The 20469-nt window shown below is 38.6% G+C and carries 13 protein-coding genes and 2 pseudogenes; 6 read left to right on the top strand and 9 right to left on the bottom strand.

The window, feature by feature from the left end:
* Positions 1 to 21: 21 nt before the first annotated feature.
* Positions 22 to 315 carry a cold shock domain-containing protein gene (locus tag BMW42_RS07190; protein WP_092766898.1) on the top strand — a complete coding sequence of 98 codons (294 nt, stop codon included), beginning with the start codon at positions 22 to 24 and terminating at the stop codon, positions 313 to 315.
* Positions 316 to 388: 73 nt separating this feature from the next.
* Here the strand turns inward: BMW42_RS07190 and dhaK are convergent, their stop codons facing one another.
* The gene (dhaK, locus tag BMW42_RS07185; RefSeq protein ID WP_092766897.1) at positions 389 to 2119 is read right to left on the bottom strand and encodes a dihydroxyacetone kinase subunit DhaK; all 1731 of its coding nucleotides are present in this window, start codon (positions 2117 to 2119) and stop codon (positions 389 to 391) included.
* A gap of 319 nt (positions 2120 to 2438) precedes the next feature.
* On the opposite strand from dhaK, the pseudogene BMW42_RS07180 reads away from it, so the two are divergent.
* Positions 2439 to 2663, top strand: a pseudogene (locus BMW42_RS07180) (endonuclease domain-containing protein); the annotation flags it as partial.
* A 21-nt stretch (positions 2664 to 2684) separates the two neighbouring features.
* On the opposite strand, the gene BMW42_RS07175 reads toward BMW42_RS07180, so the two are convergent.
* From BMW42_RS07175 to metH, 4 genes and pseudogenes are all read right to left on the bottom strand, one after another.
* Entirely contained in the window at positions 2685 to 3329 is a 645-nt protein-coding gene (locus tag BMW42_RS07175; RefSeq protein WP_092766896.1) for a hypothetical protein, read from the bottom strand.
* A gap of 851 nt (positions 3330 to 4180) precedes the next feature.
* A pseudogene (locus BMW42_RS07170) lies at positions 4181 to 4444 on the bottom strand (PAAR domain-containing protein); the annotation flags it as partial.
* Positions 4445 to 4468: 24 nt separating this feature from the next.
* Positions 4469 to 5167 (bottom strand): hypothetical protein, encoded by a 699-nt coding sequence (locus BMW42_RS07165; RefSeq protein WP_092766895.1) that lies wholly within the window; start codon positions 5165 to 5167, stop codon positions 4469 to 4471.
* A 367-nt stretch (positions 5168 to 5534) separates the two neighbouring features.
* Positions 5535 to 9221, bottom strand: a complete 3687-nt coding sequence (metH, locus tag BMW42_RS07160) for a methionine synthase (RefSeq protein WP_092766894.1) — start codon at positions 9219 to 9221, stop codon at positions 5535 to 5537.
* Positions 9222 to 9679: 458 nt separating this feature from the next.
* Here metH and BMW42_RS07155 point away from each other — a divergent pair, with 458 nt between their 5' ends.
* Positions 9680 to 11302: an inorganic phosphate transporter gene (locus tag BMW42_RS07155; RefSeq protein WP_092766893.1), complete on the top strand. Its 1623-nt coding sequence runs from the start codon at positions 9680 to 9682 to the stop codon at positions 11300 to 11302.
* Between the two features lie 74 nt (positions 11303 to 11376).
* Here BMW42_RS07155 and BMW42_RS07150 read toward each other — a convergent pair whose 3' ends face one another.
* The 3 genes from BMW42_RS07150 to BMW42_RS07140 form a co-directional block, all read right to left on the bottom strand.
* Positions 11377 to 12918 carry a hypothetical protein gene (locus BMW42_RS07150; RefSeq protein ID WP_092766892.1) on the bottom strand — a complete coding sequence of 514 codons (1542 nt, stop codon included), beginning with the start codon at positions 12916 to 12918 and terminating at the stop codon, positions 11377 to 11379.
* Positions 12919 to 13077: 159 nt separating this feature from the next.
* On the bottom strand, positions 13078 to 14031 hold the full coding sequence (locus BMW42_RS07145) for an ABC transporter substrate-binding protein (protein ID WP_092766891.1): 954 nt from the start codon (positions 14029 to 14031) through the stop codon (positions 13078 to 13080).
* A 156-nt stretch (positions 14032 to 14187) separates the two neighbouring features.
* Positions 14188 to 14805, bottom strand: coding sequence for a rhomboid family intramembrane serine protease (locus tag BMW42_RS07140; protein ID WP_092766890.1), 618 nt, complete (start codon positions 14803 to 14805; stop codon positions 14188 to 14190).
* Positions 14806 to 14964: 159 nt separating this feature from the next.
* On the opposite strand from BMW42_RS07140, the gene nfuA reads away from it, so the two are divergent.
* From nfuA to BMW42_RS07125, 3 genes are all read left to right on the top strand, one after another.
* The gene (gene nfuA, locus BMW42_RS07135) at positions 14965 to 15603 is read left to right on the top strand and encodes a Fe-S biogenesis protein NfuA (RefSeq protein WP_035269609.1); all 639 of its coding nucleotides are present in this window, start codon (positions 14965 to 14967) and stop codon (positions 15601 to 15603) included.
* A 222-nt stretch (positions 15604 to 15825) separates the two neighbouring features.
* The gene (locus BMW42_RS14845) at positions 15826 to 18084 is read left to right on the top strand and encodes a TonB-dependent receptor domain-containing protein (protein WP_092766889.1); all 2259 of its coding nucleotides are present in this window, start codon (positions 15826 to 15828) and stop codon (positions 18082 to 18084) included.
* 91 nt (positions 18085 to 18175) lie between these two features.
* Positions 18176 to 19426 (top strand): class I SAM-dependent methyltransferase, encoded by a 1251-nt coding sequence (locus BMW42_RS07125; protein WP_171260685.1) that lies wholly within the window; start codon positions 18176 to 18178, stop codon positions 19424 to 19426.
* Between the two features lie 28 nt (positions 19427 to 19454).
* Here BMW42_RS07125 and BMW42_RS07120 read toward each other — a convergent pair whose 3' ends face one another.
* Complete coding sequence (locus BMW42_RS07120; protein ID WP_092766887.1) at positions 19455 to 20456, bottom strand: hypothetical protein; 1002 nt, start codon at positions 20454 to 20456, stop codon at positions 19455 to 19457.
* Positions 20457 to 20469: the final 13 nt, after the last annotated feature.

The raw sequence follows: 20469 nt of genomic DNA, 5'->3' as shown, positions 1-20469 counted from the left end.
ATACCGTTTTTTGGGAATGTTATGAAGTCTGAAGTCCAGCAAGGCAAAATTAAAATTTATCATGCCGATAAAGGTTTTGGTTTTATTGGTGGTGCAGGTGAGGATATTTTTTTCCACATTTCTGACTTTCCTACAGATGAAGGTGAGCCAAAACGCAATGACCGAGTCAAATTTCAGGTTGTTGAAAATCAAGGTAAATTAAAAGCAGTCAAAATTCAACGTGTAGCTGACCAGTCAGCGAAAGCGAAGAAGTCTCGTGTGGCATCACATAATCAGGCGATTACCAGCGCATTATTATCAAGTTTTAAAAAATAAAAAGCAAAAAAAAGCCCTGAATCATCAGGGCTTTTTTGTAGAACAGATCAATCATTCATGTCATGTTTAGATGTTATTTTAGATGATCGGCAATATCGGTAAAAATCACACCTAGACCATATGCACCTGCATCAGGATAGCCTAAGCTACGATCCCCGACAGTACCTGCACGACCCATACGTGCAACAATCTCTTTGGTCGATTCTGCGCCTTGAACAGCAGCTTGAGCACCTAAGATAAAGTTTTCCTTAAAGCTTTTGTCGGTGTTGGCTGACCATGAATCTGCGCATGGCACGAGCGCATCAATGAGAGTTTTATCTCCCACTACCGCGCCACGTCCAAATGAACGTTCACCTGTGGTTTGAATACCTTTTACTGAGGCTTGCAGCATATCGGCAAAATCTGCCACGCTTAACGTGGTTTTACCTTGAATGGCTTTACTTGCGGCACGAAATGCAGAACCCCAGATGGGACCTGATGCACCGCCACAATGTTCCATGATGATCATGGAGCTATTGAGTAAGAATTCATCCATCTGCTGTGCTTGGATCAAGCTTTGCCATTCTTTCTTGAGTTGTTTAAAGCCTTTAGCCACACTCATGCCGAAGTCACCATCGCCTGCGTGTGCGTCTAACTCACAAAATGGCACTTCATTTTTAATAATACAGGCAGCCATGACATCGACCACATAGCGCATGTTTTCAATGGTGAATTGCTCATTTTGAATTTCAGCATGTTCTGCTGCAGTTTCAACTTCGCTATTGCCTTGATGTTGGGTAGCCGTATCTTTTATCGCAAACTCAATGGCTAAAGCAGGTGAACCATCAAGTTTAAAGGCAGGGGTGTTAGCTTCTGCATCTAAGTATGTTTTGAGTTCATCATCCAATTCAAGTAATGAAATGGATGCACCATTCATGTCGATACTGGTCATGTAGTTGCCGACAAAGGTACGGTAAATTTTAATGCCCTTATGTGCAAGGTGTGCGCATACATCATGGTTAAACAGATACAGTTCTTGCATTGGGGTAGAACCAAAGCCATTGATCAATACTGCAACTTCTTTCATGTCTGGACGATCTAAAAACAGGTCATCGACCATACGTTGTGCCAGTTCTTTCGCTGGCAAGATTTTTTCACGACGGATGCCCGGTTCACCATGAATACCCACGCCGTATTCCATTTCATCATCGGCAAGGGTGAAGGTTGGTGTGCCTTTAGCAGGAACAGTACATGAGCTATAGGCAAAACCTAAACTGATGACATTGTCAGCCGCTTTTTGAGCGACTGTTTTAACTTCACCTAATTCTAAGCCTTTAGATGCTGCTGCGCCTGCAATCTTATGAACAAAGATTGTGCCTGCGACACCACGGCGACCGACTGTATATAAACTATCTTTAACCGCAATATCATCTGCAACTTTCACAAAGTCGACTTGAATTCCGTCTTCAGCGGCTAAGGCTGCACCATTCTGGAAATTCATCATATCGCCAGAATAGTTTTTGATGATCATCAACACGCCTTTGTCGGTTGCGACATGTTGTAATGCTTTATAGACCTGAATTTGTGACGGTGATGCAAAGACGTCTCCGCATACGGCTGCATCTAACATGCCTTTACCGACAAAGCCCGCATGTGCAGGTTCATGCCCGCTACCGCCACCACTGATGAGAGCAACATTGTTGTGTTTTTCTTTTCTTGAAATGATTTTGTGAGACTCAGTAAATGCGAGTTCTGGGTGTGCAAGAACAAAGCCTTTGCACATGTCGACAACCAAGTTTTCAGGGTGGTTGATGAGTTTTTTCATGGAAATATCAAACTTTTGGTAATTTCATTAATAAGTATTAATTATTCACCAAACTTGAAACATTTGCTGATCTAAAAATGTTAAAACGGATGATTTGAGGTTTGGTGGTTAGAAAAGGGGCGGTTTTTAATGTATATATTGGTGAAAAGAATCCCCCTAAATCCCCCTTTCTTGCGCTTCTACATAAAGCAGTGCTTAAGTCTCGCTCAGGGGGACTTGCGCGAATTTGATTGCGGTTTTAGATGCGTGAAATTTCCCTCTTTTCCCTTGCGCCATATATGGCTCAGGGCTAGGGGAGATTTTAAAAAAGAGAATAAAAATGAAGCCCTACAATCAAAACTTAAAACAAGCCTCACGTGTTTTACGCAATAACATGACTGATGCTGAAAAGCTGTTATGGTCATGACTTCGCAATAAACAAATTTTAGATTTTCAGTTTTATCGGCAAAAGCCAATTTTAAATTACATCGTAGATTTTTACTGTCCTGCTGCCAAGTTGGTGATTGAGTGTGATGGTGGTCCCAATCTAAGAAAGATCGGGGTATGGATTTTGGTATGTAAATTATTAATTTAAATTAATTTTTTTAGTTTTTATATTGTAGATGAAAGTAGTCGTGAACTTATTGGAATCAATACCTATTCCTATATCATCATTACTTTTAATAAAAAAACTAGAGATATCTGAAAAGTTCACCTTTTTATTGTTCTCAATTAAATTTTGTAATGCCATATCTGAACAGTAATCAGGGAGAGATTTCTGTGTTGTAAGACAAGGAGCAATAAAGCTATTTATATTTTTCAATATATTGTATTTAGATATTTTCTTGTCTTTAAGATACTGAGAAAGATTTAATTCTTTATTACTGGATAGGCTCAGCGCATAGTATTTATTAAAGTATCTTTCTGTTGAGTTACTGATGTTATAGTTAATTGAAAAGCTCAATATATCTTTATTTTGATATAATTTTTCAAAACCAACTTCAGTAGGATAGTTATTATCTTCATTATCAAAATTAGTTGTAATAAATTTTACAATAGAACTATTCACTTCTTTGAATTGGTTTCCTGCTATTAGTGGGTATGAACCACTTAATTGAAGATTATATTTTGGTTTAATGTCTTTGCTAATCAAATAATTATTTGTTTTAGCATACCCCATAGTTATAACGGAACAACTAATAAATATTGGAATTAATATTTTAAATTTCATGCTGCTCTCCAAAAAATAGTATGACCTGCGGTTACTTTTGCTGTTAATGATTTACTAACTTTGCTACCAGTGTTGTATTCAAAGTTTCCAGTTGTCCAATTTTTTTGATCTTTAAAAACATTTGCAGGAATATCATAGAAAACACCGCTATATTTAACTCTTCCTTTAGGGTATTCCTTTAGTGATCCCGCCAAAAATTCATCATATACAGATTTAGGAATTGTGATTTTCTTATATTCTCTAAATTTAGCATGTGGCTTATTTGTATTATCTTTATATTTATATGGGCTTTCTAACCCCCATGCTAAGAAGTCTGTTCCATCCCAATGTGTTGAACCATCCGTTGGATCCGCTTCTCCTAAGCAAACTTTTAAAACGCCTTTACGAGCTAGTCCATATTTAGGATCTTCAGCTTTTCCATTAGCTGGTTTATCTGGTAATGGAGTCTTTGTTCCTTTAGGCATAGTGGAATAGCCAGACATCAATAATGAATGTAAATCTTTTTCCACTTGTTTTGCATAATTATTGGCAGTAAAAGCAATATAAATACATTCTATAGTAGCTGTTCCTGATTCATGCGAAACGACTCGTGAGCACTCTTGAAATTTTTTATGAGTAATATTTGCATATTGGGGAGAGATAAATTCACTATCTGATTTCTTTCCATTACATGCATAGACATCTTCTAGATTACCTTTGCCGTTAGAAATTCTCCCTTCATATAGTCCAGTGTTTATATTGTAGTAATAGCCATTTAAGAGCTCATTTTTGTTATCCGTTAAATTATTATTGAGGTTCTGTTGAGAACTAATAGGCTGAAAAACAGGTGTAGATGAACGTAAATTAGCTCCACCACTACCTCCTACTACGTGAGACTGTTGAGGTAAAATTCTAGCTCCACAGCTTAGAATATCATCTACATAAGCCACAGGCTTATCATCAAAAATGACATGGTTATGGCTTGGTTGTACGGTTGACCAGACTTTACATTTAGGGCAGAAATGACCATCACCAGCGCGAACAAAAAGATTTCCTTCTTGAGAACTTCTGACCTGCGTTGATGGAATCCGACCACTATGGTCAGTTGGTGCATTATGAATCGCAAAACCTTTCATTTATTTTCCTTTATTTTTATTCAATCAGTTTAATATCTCTTGGTTAAAATCACCTTGTTCAGCAAACTTCCACATTCGACTTGGTGGAGAAAACAAAGCAAGTTGATCATTTATGCCAAACTTGATTTGGTCTATTGGGACAATCGAAATTGCTTTAATTGCTTGCTTCGCTAAGGTTGCTAATTCCTTATCCGATTTATTGTTGATGACTTCAATAGAACGTAGAAACTCATCTGATGTAATTTCATTCCAATATTCTCTTAAAGTCTTAAAAATATAATCACCAAATTGAATCGTTAAATGTTGGTTGGGTTCAGAAGTATCAACATTACTAAAACTTGTAGGAATTAAACTCATACGAGGACAACTGACATTGGACGTGACCAAGGTATTTTCTTGAGTGGCAATATACGCATTAAATACATTAACGGTTACTGTCCCTCCTAAAGAAGACATCATTTGGGGGAGATCAATTGCGGAGAGATTCCAACGCTCCCACTTATTCTGATGAGGTTTCAAATTCTTATTTTCAATTTGACGGATAATTTCAGCATCTAAAGCAGATGGGAAAGCGACTGGACCAGCATTGAAGTTAGGATCTCCTGCCCAAAAGGTCTCAATTACGGTACGTCCAAGTTCATCTTTATCATAACGTGCGAGAACCGTCATTTTATAATCAGAAATATAATGAATAGGATGACTTTCACCACCACAGTACAACATGAAATTCTTCTCTTTTTATTTGATTTTATTGAAATCTTTTAAATGCTGTGAACTTTTACAGAGAAAATATAATTAAAAAATATCAGATTAATGCATTATTAAAATATAACTTTTCGTAAGTAATTTACATGTATTATTTTGTAAATTAGAAATAACTGATTAGACCTAATTCAACCTGAATTGGGAATGAGGAATTTCGTCAAAATCATAAGATAAATAAAATTTTAGATTAATCAGATCAAATTATAGTCTTTATATGAACCAGATGATGAATGGGTAAGAGTATGAATAATTGAATTATTTGAGCAGGACTCAGTTTAATTTAAGAAATAAAAAAGTCCTTCAAGAGAAGGACTTTTTAGCATGTTTAGATCACTGAATCATCCAAATTCGGCGCTAACCAACGTTTCGCCTCATCCAACGTCCAACCTTTACGCTTCGCATAATCTTCCAACTGATCACCAGAGATTTTACCCACGTTAAAGTATTCCGTTTCAGGGCTTGCGTAATAGAAACCGCTCACTGATGAAGGTGGCCACATTGCAAAGCTACTGGTTAAGTAAGTTCCGATCTTATCAGTCGTACCTAACCAATCAAACAAAGGCGCTTTTTCAGAATGTTCAGGACAAGCAGGGTAGCCCGGTGCAGGACGAATACCCACATACTTCTCTTTAATCAATTCTTCATTTGAAAGCTGTTCATCCGGTTGGTAGCCCCAGAACTCTTTACGAATACGTTGGTGCAAGTGTTCTGCAAATGCTTCTGCAAAACGGTCACCCAAGGCTTGAACCATAATCGCGTTATAGTCATCACCTTTAGCTTTGTATTCTTGCGAAAGTTCTTCCGCACCAAAGATCGATACAGTGAAACCACCCAAGTAATCTTGCGCCACGTCTTTCGGCGCAACAAAGTCAGCCAGTGAGAAATTCGCTTTACCTGTCACTTTGTCAGACTGCTGACGAATATGCTCAAAGGTATGGGTCACATTGCCATTTTCATCCGTTACAGCAACAGTGTCTGCTGCAACACGGTTGGCAGGGTAAAGGCTGAAAGTAGCGCGCGCATCGAAACGTTTATTTTCGATGATGTCTTTGAGCATCGCTTGTGCTTGTTCAAACAAATCACGTGCAGCTTCGCCAACGACTTCATCCTCAAGGATTTTCGGGTATTTACCCGCCAAGCTCCAAGAAATAAAGAACGGTGTCCAGTCGAAGTATTCAACTAAAGTTTCGAGTGGATAGTTGGTGAATGTTTGCGAACCAATGAAGTTTGGTTTTACAGGTGCATGCTTTTCAAAGTCAATCTTGAAACCATTTTCAACCGATTCAGCATAAGAAAGTTTTGCTGCTTTCGGTTGTTTGTTGGCAAGACGCGTACGGATTTTTTCATAATCCGCAGCATAGTCAGCTGCCAATTGAGGCTTCATTTCAGGTGAAAGCAATTGGGTTGCAACACCGACTGCACGAGATGCATCGGCAGTGTAGTACACACCATCATTGTGATATTGCGGTGCAATCTTCACAGCGGTATGTGCTTTAGACGTGGTCGCACCACCAATCATGAGTGGAATGTTAAAGCCTTTACGTTGCATTTCTTTGGCAACAAAAACCATTTCATCCAATGACGGTGTAATCAAACCTGATAAACCGATGATGTCAACTTTTTCATCAATCGCTGTTTGTAAGATTTTCTCACACGGTACCATCACGCCAAGGTCAACGATGTCATAACCGTTACAGCCAAGTACCACACCCACGATGTTTTTACCGATGTCGTGTACGTCGCCTTTAACAGTAGCAAGCAAGATTTTACCTTTGGCTTCGCCTTGGGTTTTTTCTGCTTCAATAAATGGGTTCAACCAAGCCACGGCTTGTTTCATCACACGTGCAGATTTCACCACTTGTGGTAAGAACATTTTGCCGGCACCGAACAGGTCACCCACCACGTTCATCCCTGCCATGAGTGGACCTTCGATCACATCAAGTGGACGAGCTGATTTTAAACGTGCTTCTTCAGTATCTTCATCGATATAAGTCGTAATACCTTTAACTAACGCGTATTCAAGACGTTTTTCTACAGGTTCATTGCGCCATTCAAGGTTTTCTTCAGCCTTTTGCGCACCCGCTTGACCACGATATTTTTCCGCAACAGCTAGCAATTTTTCAGTCGCTTCTTGACCGCTTGCGCCTTGGTTACGGTTCAGTACCACATCTTCAACAGCTTCTTTTAGCTCAGCATCGATATCATCATAAATTGCAAGCTGACCTGCGTTGACGATCCCCATGGTTAAGCCTTGTTGAATGCCGTGATACAAGAACACCGCATGGATCGCTTCACGAACAGGCTCATTACCACGGAATGAGAACGATACGTTTGAGATCCCGCCTGACACCATCGCATTTGGAAGGTTTTGTTTAATCCAACCGGTTGCTTCAATGAAGTCCACACCGTAGTTGTTGTGTTCTTCAATACCTGTTGCGACCGCAAACACGTTCGGGTCAAAAATAATATCTTCAGAAGGGAAGCCCACTTCATTGACTAAGACATCATAAGAACGTTTACAGATTTCTTTTTTACGTTCAGCAGTATCCGCCTGACCATTTTCATCAAACGCCATGACAATGACTGCCGCACCGTACTGACGGCAGAGGCGAGCACGTTCGACAAACTCGTCATAACCTTCTTTTAAGGAGATTGAGTTGACAACTGCTTTACCTTGGACGCATTTCAAACCTGCTTCAATGATCTCCCATTTAGAAGAGTCAAGCATGATTGGCACACGTGAAATATCAGGCTCAGACGCGATCAGATTCAGGAAATGCACCATCGCTTCTTGCGAATCCAGCATCCCTTCATCCATGTTGATGTCGATGATTTGCGCACCGGCTTCAACTTGTTGACGTGCCACATCTAAAGCTTCGGTGAAGTTACCTTCTTTAATTAAACGAAGGAATTTTTTAGAACCTGTCACGTTGGTACGTTCGCCGACGTTGACGAATAATGAATCTTTGGTGATGTTGAATGGCTCTAAACCACTTAAACGACATGCAGGTTCAATTTCAGGAATTTGACGCGGTGCAATACCTTCAACTGCTTGCGCAATCGCACGAATATGATCCGGCGTCGTACCACAACAACCACCCGTAATGTTAATTAAGCCACTTTCAGCAAATTCTTTAATAAATGCTGCAGTTTCTTCAGGAGTTTCATCATAACCACCGAAGGCATTTGGTAAGCCAGCGTTTGGATGCGCTGAAACAAAAGTATCCGCAACATCAGACACGGTTTTGACGTGTGGACGCATCGCATCTGCACCCAGTGCACAGTTAAAGCCAATCGATAAAGGCTCTGCATGGCGCATTGAGTTCCAGAATGCTTCTGCGGTTTGACCTGTGAGTGTACGCCCAGATGCATCGGTAATGGTGCCCGAAATCATAATTGGCAGTTCGTAACCAATTTCTTTAAACACTTCTTTCACTGCAAAGATCGCAGCTTTGGCATTTAGGGTATCGAAGACCGTTTCAATCAAGATGATATCTGCACCACCTTCAATCAATGCCTTAGTCGCTTCAATGTAGTTAACTTTTAACTCATCAAAGGTGATGTTACGGAATGCCGGATCATTTACATTTGGTGAAATTGAAGTGGTACGTGACGTTGGTCCTAATACGCCCGCGACAAAACGTGGCTTTTCAGGTGTTGAGTATTTTTTACATGCTTCTTTGGCAATTCGAGCTGCTTCACGGTTAATCTCAGGTACCAAATCTTCCATATGGTAGTCAGACATTGAAACACGCGTTCCATTGAACGAGTTGGTTTCAATAATATCTGCACCAGCTTCAAGATAAGCTTCATGAATGCCTTGAATAATCTGTGGTTGAGTTAGAACCAATAAGTCGTTATTACCCTTAAGGTCGTAGGCCCAATCCTCAAAACGTTCACCACGGTAATCAGCTTCTTCCAATTTGTGGCGTTGGATCATGGTACCCATTGCACCATCAATAATCAGGATACGTTTGGCAAGAAGCGCTTTTAAGGTGGCGAGGGTAGACATCAAATGACTCTCACAAAAATCTGCACAAATAATGGTGCAATATTTTAGCAGAGTTACGTCCACTTTTCTGATAAATAAAAATTTATGAACCTATTCCCAAAAAATTAAGGATGAATTTCATCCATCAACTACGATGATCAATCTATCAAAACTGAAACTGTCTATATTTCATCATGTTGTCATAATCTAATGTAATAATAACTGCCGTTGTAACAAATGTGACAGTGATGTCATCTTTATTTCATCTATTTAATTACCGATTGAAATAAAGATTAAAGACGAGGGTTTTGTATTAACTATCTGATTATTTTTGTTAAATTTTGAATATTGGTTGTTTTTAAAGTTTAATTTTCTTAAATAAGTGTCGTTTGGATGACTTATATGACAGCTCTTTGTCATATAATTGTAATAATTAAATTGAACAATAGAGGGGATATTTATCCTCTTTCTCTGCTTGCATGAATTCTAATCAAACTCCAGTTTCAGATTCAGCACAATCGTCAACGCCTATGCAGTCGACGAATGTTCACGTGCCAACGCCGAAATTCTTTATGCCAGTGTTCCTTACACTGATTGTTTCAACCTTGATTTACATTGGTTTTCAGTTGGCTGCTGATTTATCTCATGTGCCTGCTTTAAATCTTTATGCTGTGATCATGTTGGCCACGGCATTGTTTATCGCATTGGGTTTCGAGTTCGTTAACGGTTTCCATGACACGGCCAATGCTGTGGCAACAGTTATTTATACCAACGCTTTATCTGCACCTGTCGCTGTAATGTGGGCAGGCTTCTGTAACTTCCTTGGCGTAATGGTCGCAAGTGGTGCAGTTGCCTACGGTATTATCGCGCTATTGCCTGTTGAATTGATTATGAACGTCGGTTCAGGTGCTGGTTTTGCCATGGTCTTTGCCATGTTGATTGCCGCAATCGTATGGAACTTAGGAACTTGGTTCCTCGGTATCCCTGCTTCTAGCTCTCATACACTGATCGGTTCGATTTTAGGTGTGGGCATCATGAACTACATCTTAAACGCAGGTAATGGTGCGTCAGGTGTAGACATGGAACAGGTGATGAAAGTGGGTAAAGCACTTTTATTCTCACCATTAATCGGTTTTGCATTTGCGGCTGTATTGTTCTTATTGGTTAAAAAAATCTTTAAGAAACAAGTGGAATTATTCCAACCACCAGAAGGGAATAAACCGCCGCCGCCACTTATTCGTGCCATTTTGATTTTCACGTGTACCGGTGTAAGTTTTGCACACGGCTCAAATGATGGTCAAAAAGGTATGGGTCTGATTATGTTGATTCTGATCGGGATCGTGCCATTGGCATACTCTTTAAACAAGAGTCTAGATCAACAACATATCCAAACGTTTGGTCAGTTATCTGCTGAAACTGCTGATTTGATTTATCCAAATCACCAAGATATTCCAGATGAAAAAGCACGTCAAATTATCACGTCATATATCCAAACCAAAGAAATCACACCTGAAGTTGTGCCAGCTTTGGCAAGCTTGACGGATCATTTAGGTGAAAAAGTAGGAAGCTACACATCCATTAAAGATGTTCCTGAAGATCAAGTGGCTGAATTCCGTAATGATATGTACCTCAGCACGACTGCATTCAAGCGTTTAGATAAAGCAGAAGCTTTACCTGCCATGACTGAAGCGCAAGAAAAAACAGTGGACAACTACCGTGATAACTTAGATTCATTCCTTCAATACATTCCAACATGGGTGAAAGTTGCGACTGCATTGGCATTAGGTCTAGGGACGATGGTAGGCTGGAAACGTATTGTTGTTACCGTTGGTGAGCGTATTGGTAAACAACACATGACTTATGGTCAGGGGATGTCTGCAGAGCTAGTTGCAATGTCAACGATTGCTGCTGCTGATGGCTTTGGTATGCCAGTGTCAACAACACACGTTTTAAACTCTGCTGTAGCAGGTACGATGGTTGCGAATAAGTCGGGCTTAAACTTCCAAATGGTTCGCACAATCTTATCAGCGTGGATTTTCACACTGCCAGCAACAATCTGTTTGTCAGGTGGTTTATTCTGGTTGTTCCTTCAGTTCACCTGATTGAAATCAATACTTAAAGACTAAAAAAGCGCTGAACAATCAGCGCTTTTTTTATGATAAATTGTTTATGACGCTTATTTTTGGAATTTAGACCAAAGTTTTTTCAAGGGGAGTTTTTCCTCAGCAAAACCATATAATGCGGCAAATGGTAGGGCGGTGCGTGCGAGATATGCTACACGCCATAATCCACCATGATTAGCACCATGCATGATTAAGTCTAATGGATGATTGAGGGCGATGTCAGGATTGGCAACCGACTGTGGGTTTCTCAAATCATGAATCCACAACGCAGCCATAATCGCATTGGTCGTCGCGGGTTCAAATGCTTCAACATCAAACAAATTGGCACCATTGAAAGCAGCTTTTAATAATGGGTTTTTGGTTACCGAATATGTAGTGGTCGATGGAGCAATATTAATGCTGACACGTTGACCTTGTGACCGTGCTAACGTAGCGCGCCATTGTTGAATCCTTTTCGCCAACGCATAATTTGGACCTTGTTCAACCACAAGACAGTCGCAGATCCCATACTGTTTATCATGACATTGGAATAAGCGTTCTTCGTTTTGTTTGAAAAAATAATCACGAGAGACAGTCGAAATACTCTTGGACAGAATATTTTCAAGTTTAGAGCGTGATTTAAACTTATCTAATCCACCTTGAATAACTTCCTGTGGTACAGCGTAGACGTCAGTGGGCGTACACATATACATTAAACTGGTATTGGATTTTTGTTGGCTGACATGTTGCATAATGGCGTCCATCGCCATAGAAACACGAACGTGCTTTTCGCCATCTAAATAGGCAATCGCGGCAAGATCTAAGACTTGATCAAACTGGGTGAGCCAATGTGCAATCTCAGGGGTATCTGTTAATAAGTTAACGCCTAAACGCTCTGCAGCTTCACGTATAGATGCAGATGAATCTATTGATTCGACACTTGGAGCGTATAAGGTCGCATTGCCTTGCAGAACAGTATTCAAAATCTTTGTCCATACTCGCTCATGATTTAAATCAAGCGCCACGATATTGGCTTTCCATTTCGCCAGCCAAGGTAAAGGTCCTGCTTCAGAAGCTGCACCAAACAGCACCATTGTTCGATCCGAAAGGTCAAACCACTCTGGATGCTGTACACACGCTTGTAGTGCCTGAGCATGTGATGCTTCTATAATACCTCGATCTAACCAGAGTTGAATTTGGTCGAGTAGGGCTTGACCTTCTAAATTTTTACCCTGATAAGGTACAAACCATTGCGGCTCAGCAGTAGAGTTTCCTTGAAGTGTGTAGGTATTTAAATCTGTTGATTTAAGATTCATCACTTCATTCAATGCATGTGTATGTTGATCACGTTGAAAACTAAACTCTTCATAAGCTTGTTGAAGTCCATCTTGAGCGATGCGCAGCGCAGCTTCAGGTGATGAGAGCCCACATTCTACCAACCGTTTAAAATGAATCGGATAGGATTTTCGCCAATTCTTTTCATTGATAACTGCATCAGCGTATTCTGGCTGAATCTGTTGTAATGCAGCACTGACGATGCGTTGGCCTGATTTTGAACTGCTGGGTTTAGAGGACGTGTTAGAGGAAAATTGTAAACCATCAGGTTGATTAGACATGCAAAAAATCTCAAAAAAAAATGAATAAATTCGCGGATGCCTACATTATCCTGACAAAATTAATGATCTAGGTGGCATTAATTACCAGATATTGATTGAATTATTACGAGATATTTCTAAAAAAAGGAAGCCGAAGACTTCCTTTATAAACAAAATCAATTATTTAGTATTTTTTATGCCATTGATCAATTCTTCTAACATAAATGCAGTGTTATCTAAGCCAGCGCCCGTTAAATACCAGGCATCGGCATCAACAAAGATGACACGATTCTCTTTGACTGCTTGACTATTCTTGAGTAATGGATGTGATTGAATATGTTGTTTCGCAGCATAGTTTTGCGTGTTTACAGCACCACGGTCTAACACAATGATGAAATCAGGATTTTGTTTTATTGCTTGTACTAGACGCTCTAAATTGCGTTGCGCGGTAGCAAGAGCTTCTGGTGAGTTTGGAGCAGGTCGAGCACTTGAGGCTTGAGGTGCTGCAGGCGGCACCACTGACTTTAAGCCAGAAATATCATAGGTAAATCCAAATCTTTCATTCTTTGCATGCGGTATAAAATTATTACCGATGGCAAAAAGCATCAGGCCGGATTTGCCTTTAGTGAGTTGTTTAAGTTGTGCTTGAAGGGCATAGACATGATCTAATTTAGATTGTGCGAGTTGTTCCTTATTAAACATTTTTGCTAAAAAAAGTGTGCGATTTTTCAGGTCTTGATTGAAGTTTTGAGTATCAGGCCAGAGGTTGATTGCAGGTGCAATTTTTTTGACCTCATTTAATTTTGCAGCAGAACGCCCGCCGACAATGATGAGATCTGGCTTTTGTTCTTTTAATAAGGTTTGGTTGGGTTCAAATAAAGATCCAGCTTTTACATATTGTTTGTCATTAAATTTTTTCAAAGCACCAACAAAAGTAGTTTCGGGTACGATTGATGCTTGAATACCTAAAGCATTCAGTGTATCCAACGCGGATAGTTCGTAAACAGCCAGCTTCTGTGGTGTATTTTGAAGTTGAATAGTTTGATCTTGATAAGTGAATTGAACAGGTTGAGCATATGAAACAAAGGCGCTGAATGAAAGAATGAGTGCCAATGGAAGTTTAATGTAAGTCATATCAATACCTCGTGGTTTGATAAAAGCTTAACATGAATATATAAATGATAATCATTATCATTGTTGAGTTTGTGTTTTTGATTTATTTAACAGCATCAATTTTGAATTTAAGGGTATTTGTGCGGAGTGTTTTAACCCTCCGCAATGATCAAAGGATTAGAAAGGTAGTTGAAGCAACTTGCTGAAGAAATGTGGAATAATTTGAGGTTCAATCAATATCGTAACCACGACACCGTAGGTTGCACCCCATAAATGTGCGCTGTGGTTGATGTTACTGTTTCCACGTTTACCTGACCAAATACTATAAGCAACATAAAGCACGGCAAAAATAATGGCTGGAACTGGAATAAAGAAGACAAATATCAGTTTCCATGGCTGAAATAAAATATAAGCAAACAAGACTGCTGACACTGCTCCAGAAGCCCCTAGACTTGCCCAGCGGTGATCATTTTTATGTTTTAAATAGCTTGGAATAATTGCCGCGATTAAACCGCCTAAATAGAACAGAACAAATCCGAGTTCATATAAGTATTGTCGATAAAAACTCTCAATTACACTTCCAAAGAAAAAGAGTGTGATCATATTGAACAGTAGATGTGTTCCATCTGCATGTATAAAACCATGCGTGATAAATCGATCGTATTGACCTTTCTGCATGGCTGGAGGCCAAAAAATCAAACGATTCATAATATTTTGATTGGAAAATGCAACCAGTGAAATGGCAACCGTAATTAAAACGATGGTGACAGTATGATTAAAAGGTAAATCAAGCATATGGATAAGATTGAGTAAATTGCTTTAATTCTGTTCATCATGCCATTTTTTTAAATTTAATTGTTATTAATATAATAATTCTGACAAATTTAGTTGAATTTTAAATATTACCCCCGATCTTCAGTTAAAATAGAGTCTTCAGCTTGAGGAAAAATTGTTATGTCGACTGAGAACACCAGCACTGCAGTTGCTGAAGAAATTCCAAATTTATTAATTACACCAACTGCGCAAGAGTATTTGTTTGAACTTTTAGAAAAGCAAAATACTCCTGGTATCGCGGTACGTGTTTTCGTAGAACATCCGGGTACACCACGTGCTGAATGCTGCATGGCATATAGTGCACCAGATGAAGTCGTTCCAACCGACTATAAACAAGAATATCCAAAATTTGCTGCATATATTGATACACCATCAATCCCATACTTATTGGATGCAGTGATTGATTACAATAAAGATCGCTTTGGTGGTCAGCTGACTTTCCGTGCACCTAACTCGAAAGTGCCACGTGTAGGCCCAGATGCATCGATTGAAGAGCGTATAACCTATGTATTACAGTCAGAAATTAACCCTGGTTTAGCAGGGCATGGTGGAAACTGTGCATTGGTTGAAGTGGTTGAAGATGCTGAGCATGGTTTAACAGCGGTCTTGAAATTTGGTGGTGGCTGTCAAGGGTGTTCAGCGATTGATGTGACACTTAAACAAGGTGTTGAAGTTACGCTAAAACAGCATATCCCAGAGTTACAACGTGTTGTGGACCAGACAGACCACAGCCAATCAGAAGGCGCTTATATGAAATAAGTTGCCTTTAAATTTACAAAAGTTGATTTGAAAAGCTCCCATTAAAAGGGGGCTTTTTTTTATGAAAACTGAACAAAATGAGTAATATCAATAAAATTGAAATGTAGAAACAAAACTATAAATGAGAATAGTTATCATAATCTATTGCAAAGTGATTATCATTTGTTACAATGCGACACAATTCGAACAAGATCTCTCCACACATTCTTTGGTAATTACACAATGCAAAAGACATTTTTAAAATCTAAGTTAGCGTTTGCTGTCTTAACCACCATGTCGGTTTCAAGTTTTGCACAAGAGCAAATTGGTCAAGATACTAATGCAAAACAAGATACAACTAAGTTAAAAACAATTGTCGTAACTTCAGCGAGTGGTTATGAGCAAAATATAGCGGATGCTGCTGCTACGATTTCAGTGATTACTGCCGAAGAATTAGAAAAAAAATCTTATAGTGATGTAACTGATGCATTGAAAAATGTTCCAGGTGTATTTGTACAAGGCGGTGGAACGAACCAGACGATCTCCATTCGGGGTATGGGATCAGCTTATACCCTATTTTTAGTAGATGGACGTCCAATGAATGATGGTAGTCTTTTAACAACAAATGGGGGGGTTCAAGGAGCATCAGTAAACTTCTTACCGCCAATAGAATCGATTGAACGTATTGAAGTGATTCGAGGCCCGTCATCCTCTCTATATGGTTCTGATGCAATGGGTGGTGTAATTAACATCATTACTAAAAAGCATCAAGATCGTTTGACTGCAAGTATTCGAACAGAATATATCAAAGCTGGTAAATCGAATGACGTTAACAACGACGCAACCAATACCAGCTTGTATGTAAATGCACCATTAATTGATAAGCTTCTTTCAGTCCAAGTTACGGCTGGTCTTCAAACGATTGAAGAAAGTTCATTACAAAAAAATACAGCCGAAACAGGTGAGAGTGAACCAGATTTTCAAAAAACAAATCTAGGTACAAAGTTTGTTTTTACACCAGATGAAAAAAACACACTCACTGCTGAATATGTAAGAACTCAACAAGAGCGTACACACAACCCAGGTAAAAGTTATACCCAGTATGTTTCAGTAACGGGTCCTAAAGTTGATATTGATGGTAAATATTTCGTTCTATCTAATGGAAATTATTATCCAGCATATAATACGAATAATCGTAATGATGATGGTGAGCTAATCTATCGTTCAGATGTCGTACCGAATACAGGGACTTACTCCGAATTAGAAAAAAATAATTTTAGTCTTACTCATGATGGTGATTACGACAATCTAAAACTCACTTCTTACTTGCAATATGATAAAGATAAAAATAATGCAATTACAGGGCGTACTGTGGGTAAAGTTCAAAATCCAGGGGGGATTTTATTTGAGACTATCACAGCCAATACACAAGGAACGTACTTTTTCAAAGATCATAGTCTGACCATTGGCGGGCGATATTTAAAAGAAAATCTCGAGGATGGTACAAGTAACCAAAATGCAGCGATGGCTGGTAAAGTCACTAAAATGGATCGATATCAATGGTCTATTTTTGCAGAAGATACTTGGAATGTCAGTGATAAGTTAGCACTAACCTTAAGTGGTCGTTTCGATGAAAATGAGTTTTTTGGTGATAATTTCAGTCCAAAGGCATATGCAGTATATAAAGCTACAGACAATGTGACTTTAAAAGGAGGTGTAATTTCAGGCTATAAAGCGCCGAGCTTACGTAATTCTTCTCCAGATTACATGCTGAACTCAATGGGCGGGGCAATTATGCCAAACCCAAATTTAAAGCCAGAAACCAGTTTAACGTATGAAACAGGTTTTGCATTCACTCATCCTGAATTGGGTTTATCTGCAAGTCTTATGGTCTATCAAACTGACTTTAACGATAAAATTACTCGATCTGGTCGTTTAGATGGTAGTCGACTTCCCCCAAAAAATGACGGTGAGCCGCCTTACACTCAATCTGAAATTAATGATTTCGTTGATAGCAGTGCTTTCTATCAGTCCAACCCTAATCTGCCATATAACGCAAATGGTTATACACTCAACTATAACATTGATAAAGCCGAAATTAGAGGGCTTGAACTGACCACAGATTACAACATCACAGATTACTTAAAATATAGACACTCTTATACATTTACAGATAGTGAGCAAAAATCTGGACAGTATGAAGGTAAACCATTGAATAATTTGCCTAAACATATGTTTAATGCAGGCTTGGATTGGGACTTTAATGATCAATTGTATTTATGGACTCAATTGAATTATCGTGGCAAAACAGTGGGTGATACCGACGGAGATAAAACACCAGCTTATACATTTGTAGATGTTGGAGCTGTGTATAAGTATAGTGACCAATTCCAGCTATCTACTGGTGTATATAATGTTGCAAACAAAAATGTACTGAAAGATGGAAATGATTGGGTGCTTGATGGTCGACGTTACAGCTTTGCCTTGAATTATAAGTTTTAATGTCTTGTGCTTGGAGTGAGAGCGAGAATCTCACTCCAAGCTTTGAATAGTCGAGTTTAGAAGGAAAATAATGAAGCGCGTCGATGGCTATGTGGTTGACACTATCTATCCTATGTTTTTTTATCCAGAGATGCAGCCAATTTGGCTGAGTACAATCAGCCAATTTCAAGGTTATATAGCGCCAGATATATCTCAAAATTTTCGATATTTAGAGTTAGGTTGTGGTTGTGGTCTTAACTTGATTGTGGCAGCAATTGCAAATCCGTACGCTGAGTTTGTCGGAGTGGATTTTAATGACAAACACATACAACGAGCTACAGAGCTTGCTCAATTCTTACAGTTAAGCAATATAAGATTCTTAAATATAGACTTTGAAAAATTTAACAAAAATAATAATGAAGTGTTTGATTTCATTGTCTGTCATGGAGTGTATTCTTGGGTTTCTGAACACAATCAATATTTTATTAGGCAGATTCTAGATAAATCTTTAAAGGACCAAGGGCTATTCTATTTACACTATATGTGCTTTCCTGGATCCGCTACTTTACAGCCTATTCAAAAAATCTTTAACTTGGTTGATAAAAATACTTCTCAGCAATCTGCTCAAAGTATTGAATTGTCTACAGCATTAGTGAGTGAATTAAATCGGAGAGGCGCTTTTATTGGATATGACAAAATACAAGGAATTGTGAATACATTAAAAAATGATACCAATTATCTCGCTCACGAACTTTTAACTGATTATTGGCAACCCCTTTATAGTGTAGATGTACATGAGATTTTAAAGATCGAAGCTGATCTATCATATATTGGGAGTGCAGTTCCAACTGAAAACTTAGATTCGCTTAGCATTCCATTCGACTTGCAACAGTTGATATCTGATGTGAATATTTCGAATACAAAAGAGTATCTAAAAGATATTGCTCGGGATTCAAAGCAGCGTATGGATTTGTTTCAAAAAAAATCAGTGAATTACCGTTTTGAAGACCATTTAGGAATTTTACATAAGATTAGATTAGATCTTATTCTTAACAATCAGCGATTGGATAATATTAATTTAAAAACATCAATTGGCCCAATTCAAGCTCCGAAGGAGGTGATCAGTGCCATTATTGAAAGTTTAAGAACAGGTTCTAAAACTTTTCAACAGTTACATCACCTTCCTTGTTTTCAGCAAAATTTAAAACTACTTGTTGAGAGTATATTTTTATTGATGAATTGCCATTATATCTACCCTATAAGCGAGCATAGAAAATCAAAGGACCTACGTAAAATAGAACGTCTCAATTCATGGCTGAGTGAGCATCAAATTGAGATTCAAATACCGACGACATATTTCTAATAAACCGCTCTAAGGAGCGGTTTTCTAATTAAGATGTGAGAATACTTAGTGCTGGTTCAGAATAGTAGAATTTTTCAAGATATACACGTGCACGTTGTTTAAGGTGTTCACTAGAAATCATATGCTTAATTACGGGGCAGAGTAGAGCACTTAATTCATTTTGAACAAGGCTTTCGTTGATATTGATATCTTGCATGATCAGATCAAAAGAGCGGTATTGATTATGGCAATACCACGTGTAAATACCATCGTGTACTTGTTGCTTTAGATATTCAGTTTGACGGAGGTTGTCCCAAATATCATGTCCCATTGCCACAGTATTTGGTAGATCATTGATTTCAACATAGTTTTTAACAGCAGAGAGTGGGACTTGCTTTATTTTGTGCCAAAGATTGGCTTGAAAGTGGTATAGCTTATTATCATCAAAGTGTTGGTTAATCACTTGTTCGCTAATTTGACTGATCTTGATAATATTTTTTTGAAGATAATGTTTGACCGTATCATCAAGATTTGAATCAGTGACACTTTCAAGAACTGATTTCCCCATTTTCATAAAGCGGCCGACACCGGGTACTTTTTTATTCATCACTGAATTATCAATATAATCCTGAATAGAATGATGGATTAACTCGGTGAGCATACTCGAAAATGCGGGATTGTTCACAATACGTTTAATTAGAGCTTGGCGATGAGCACTTTTAGATGAAATGTAAAGTGCAATTCGATCAATGGTGTGAACCGAGATAATATCTTCGATTTGAGTCGTTTCATTAAGCGGGTGAACCAACGCAAATCGAATATGCTCCGCAATCTGTTGAATGAGAGAATCAGTTGCAGGTGTATTTAGAATTTGTTTTTGAAGCAGTGCATTAATCGCCTCGAAAGACCAAATTTGCTTTAAAGGTTGTTTTCGAAACCATTGATAAAAATATAAAAATTCATTTTCAATGGTGTCATCTTGAGAAAATTCATGATCAAGAAATGCCAAATGTGCCTCAATCAACTGTTCGATTTTAGGATTTTTTTCCATGAAAATTCTCAAT

Origin of the sequence: Acinetobacter sp. DSM 11652 (assembly GCF_900109815.1) — a bacterium.
In the GTDB taxonomy this organism is placed as follows: Bacteria; Pseudomonadota; Gammaproteobacteria; order Pseudomonadales; family Moraxellaceae; genus Acinetobacter.
This window is presented reverse-complemented; position numbering and strand designations above follow the sequence as displayed.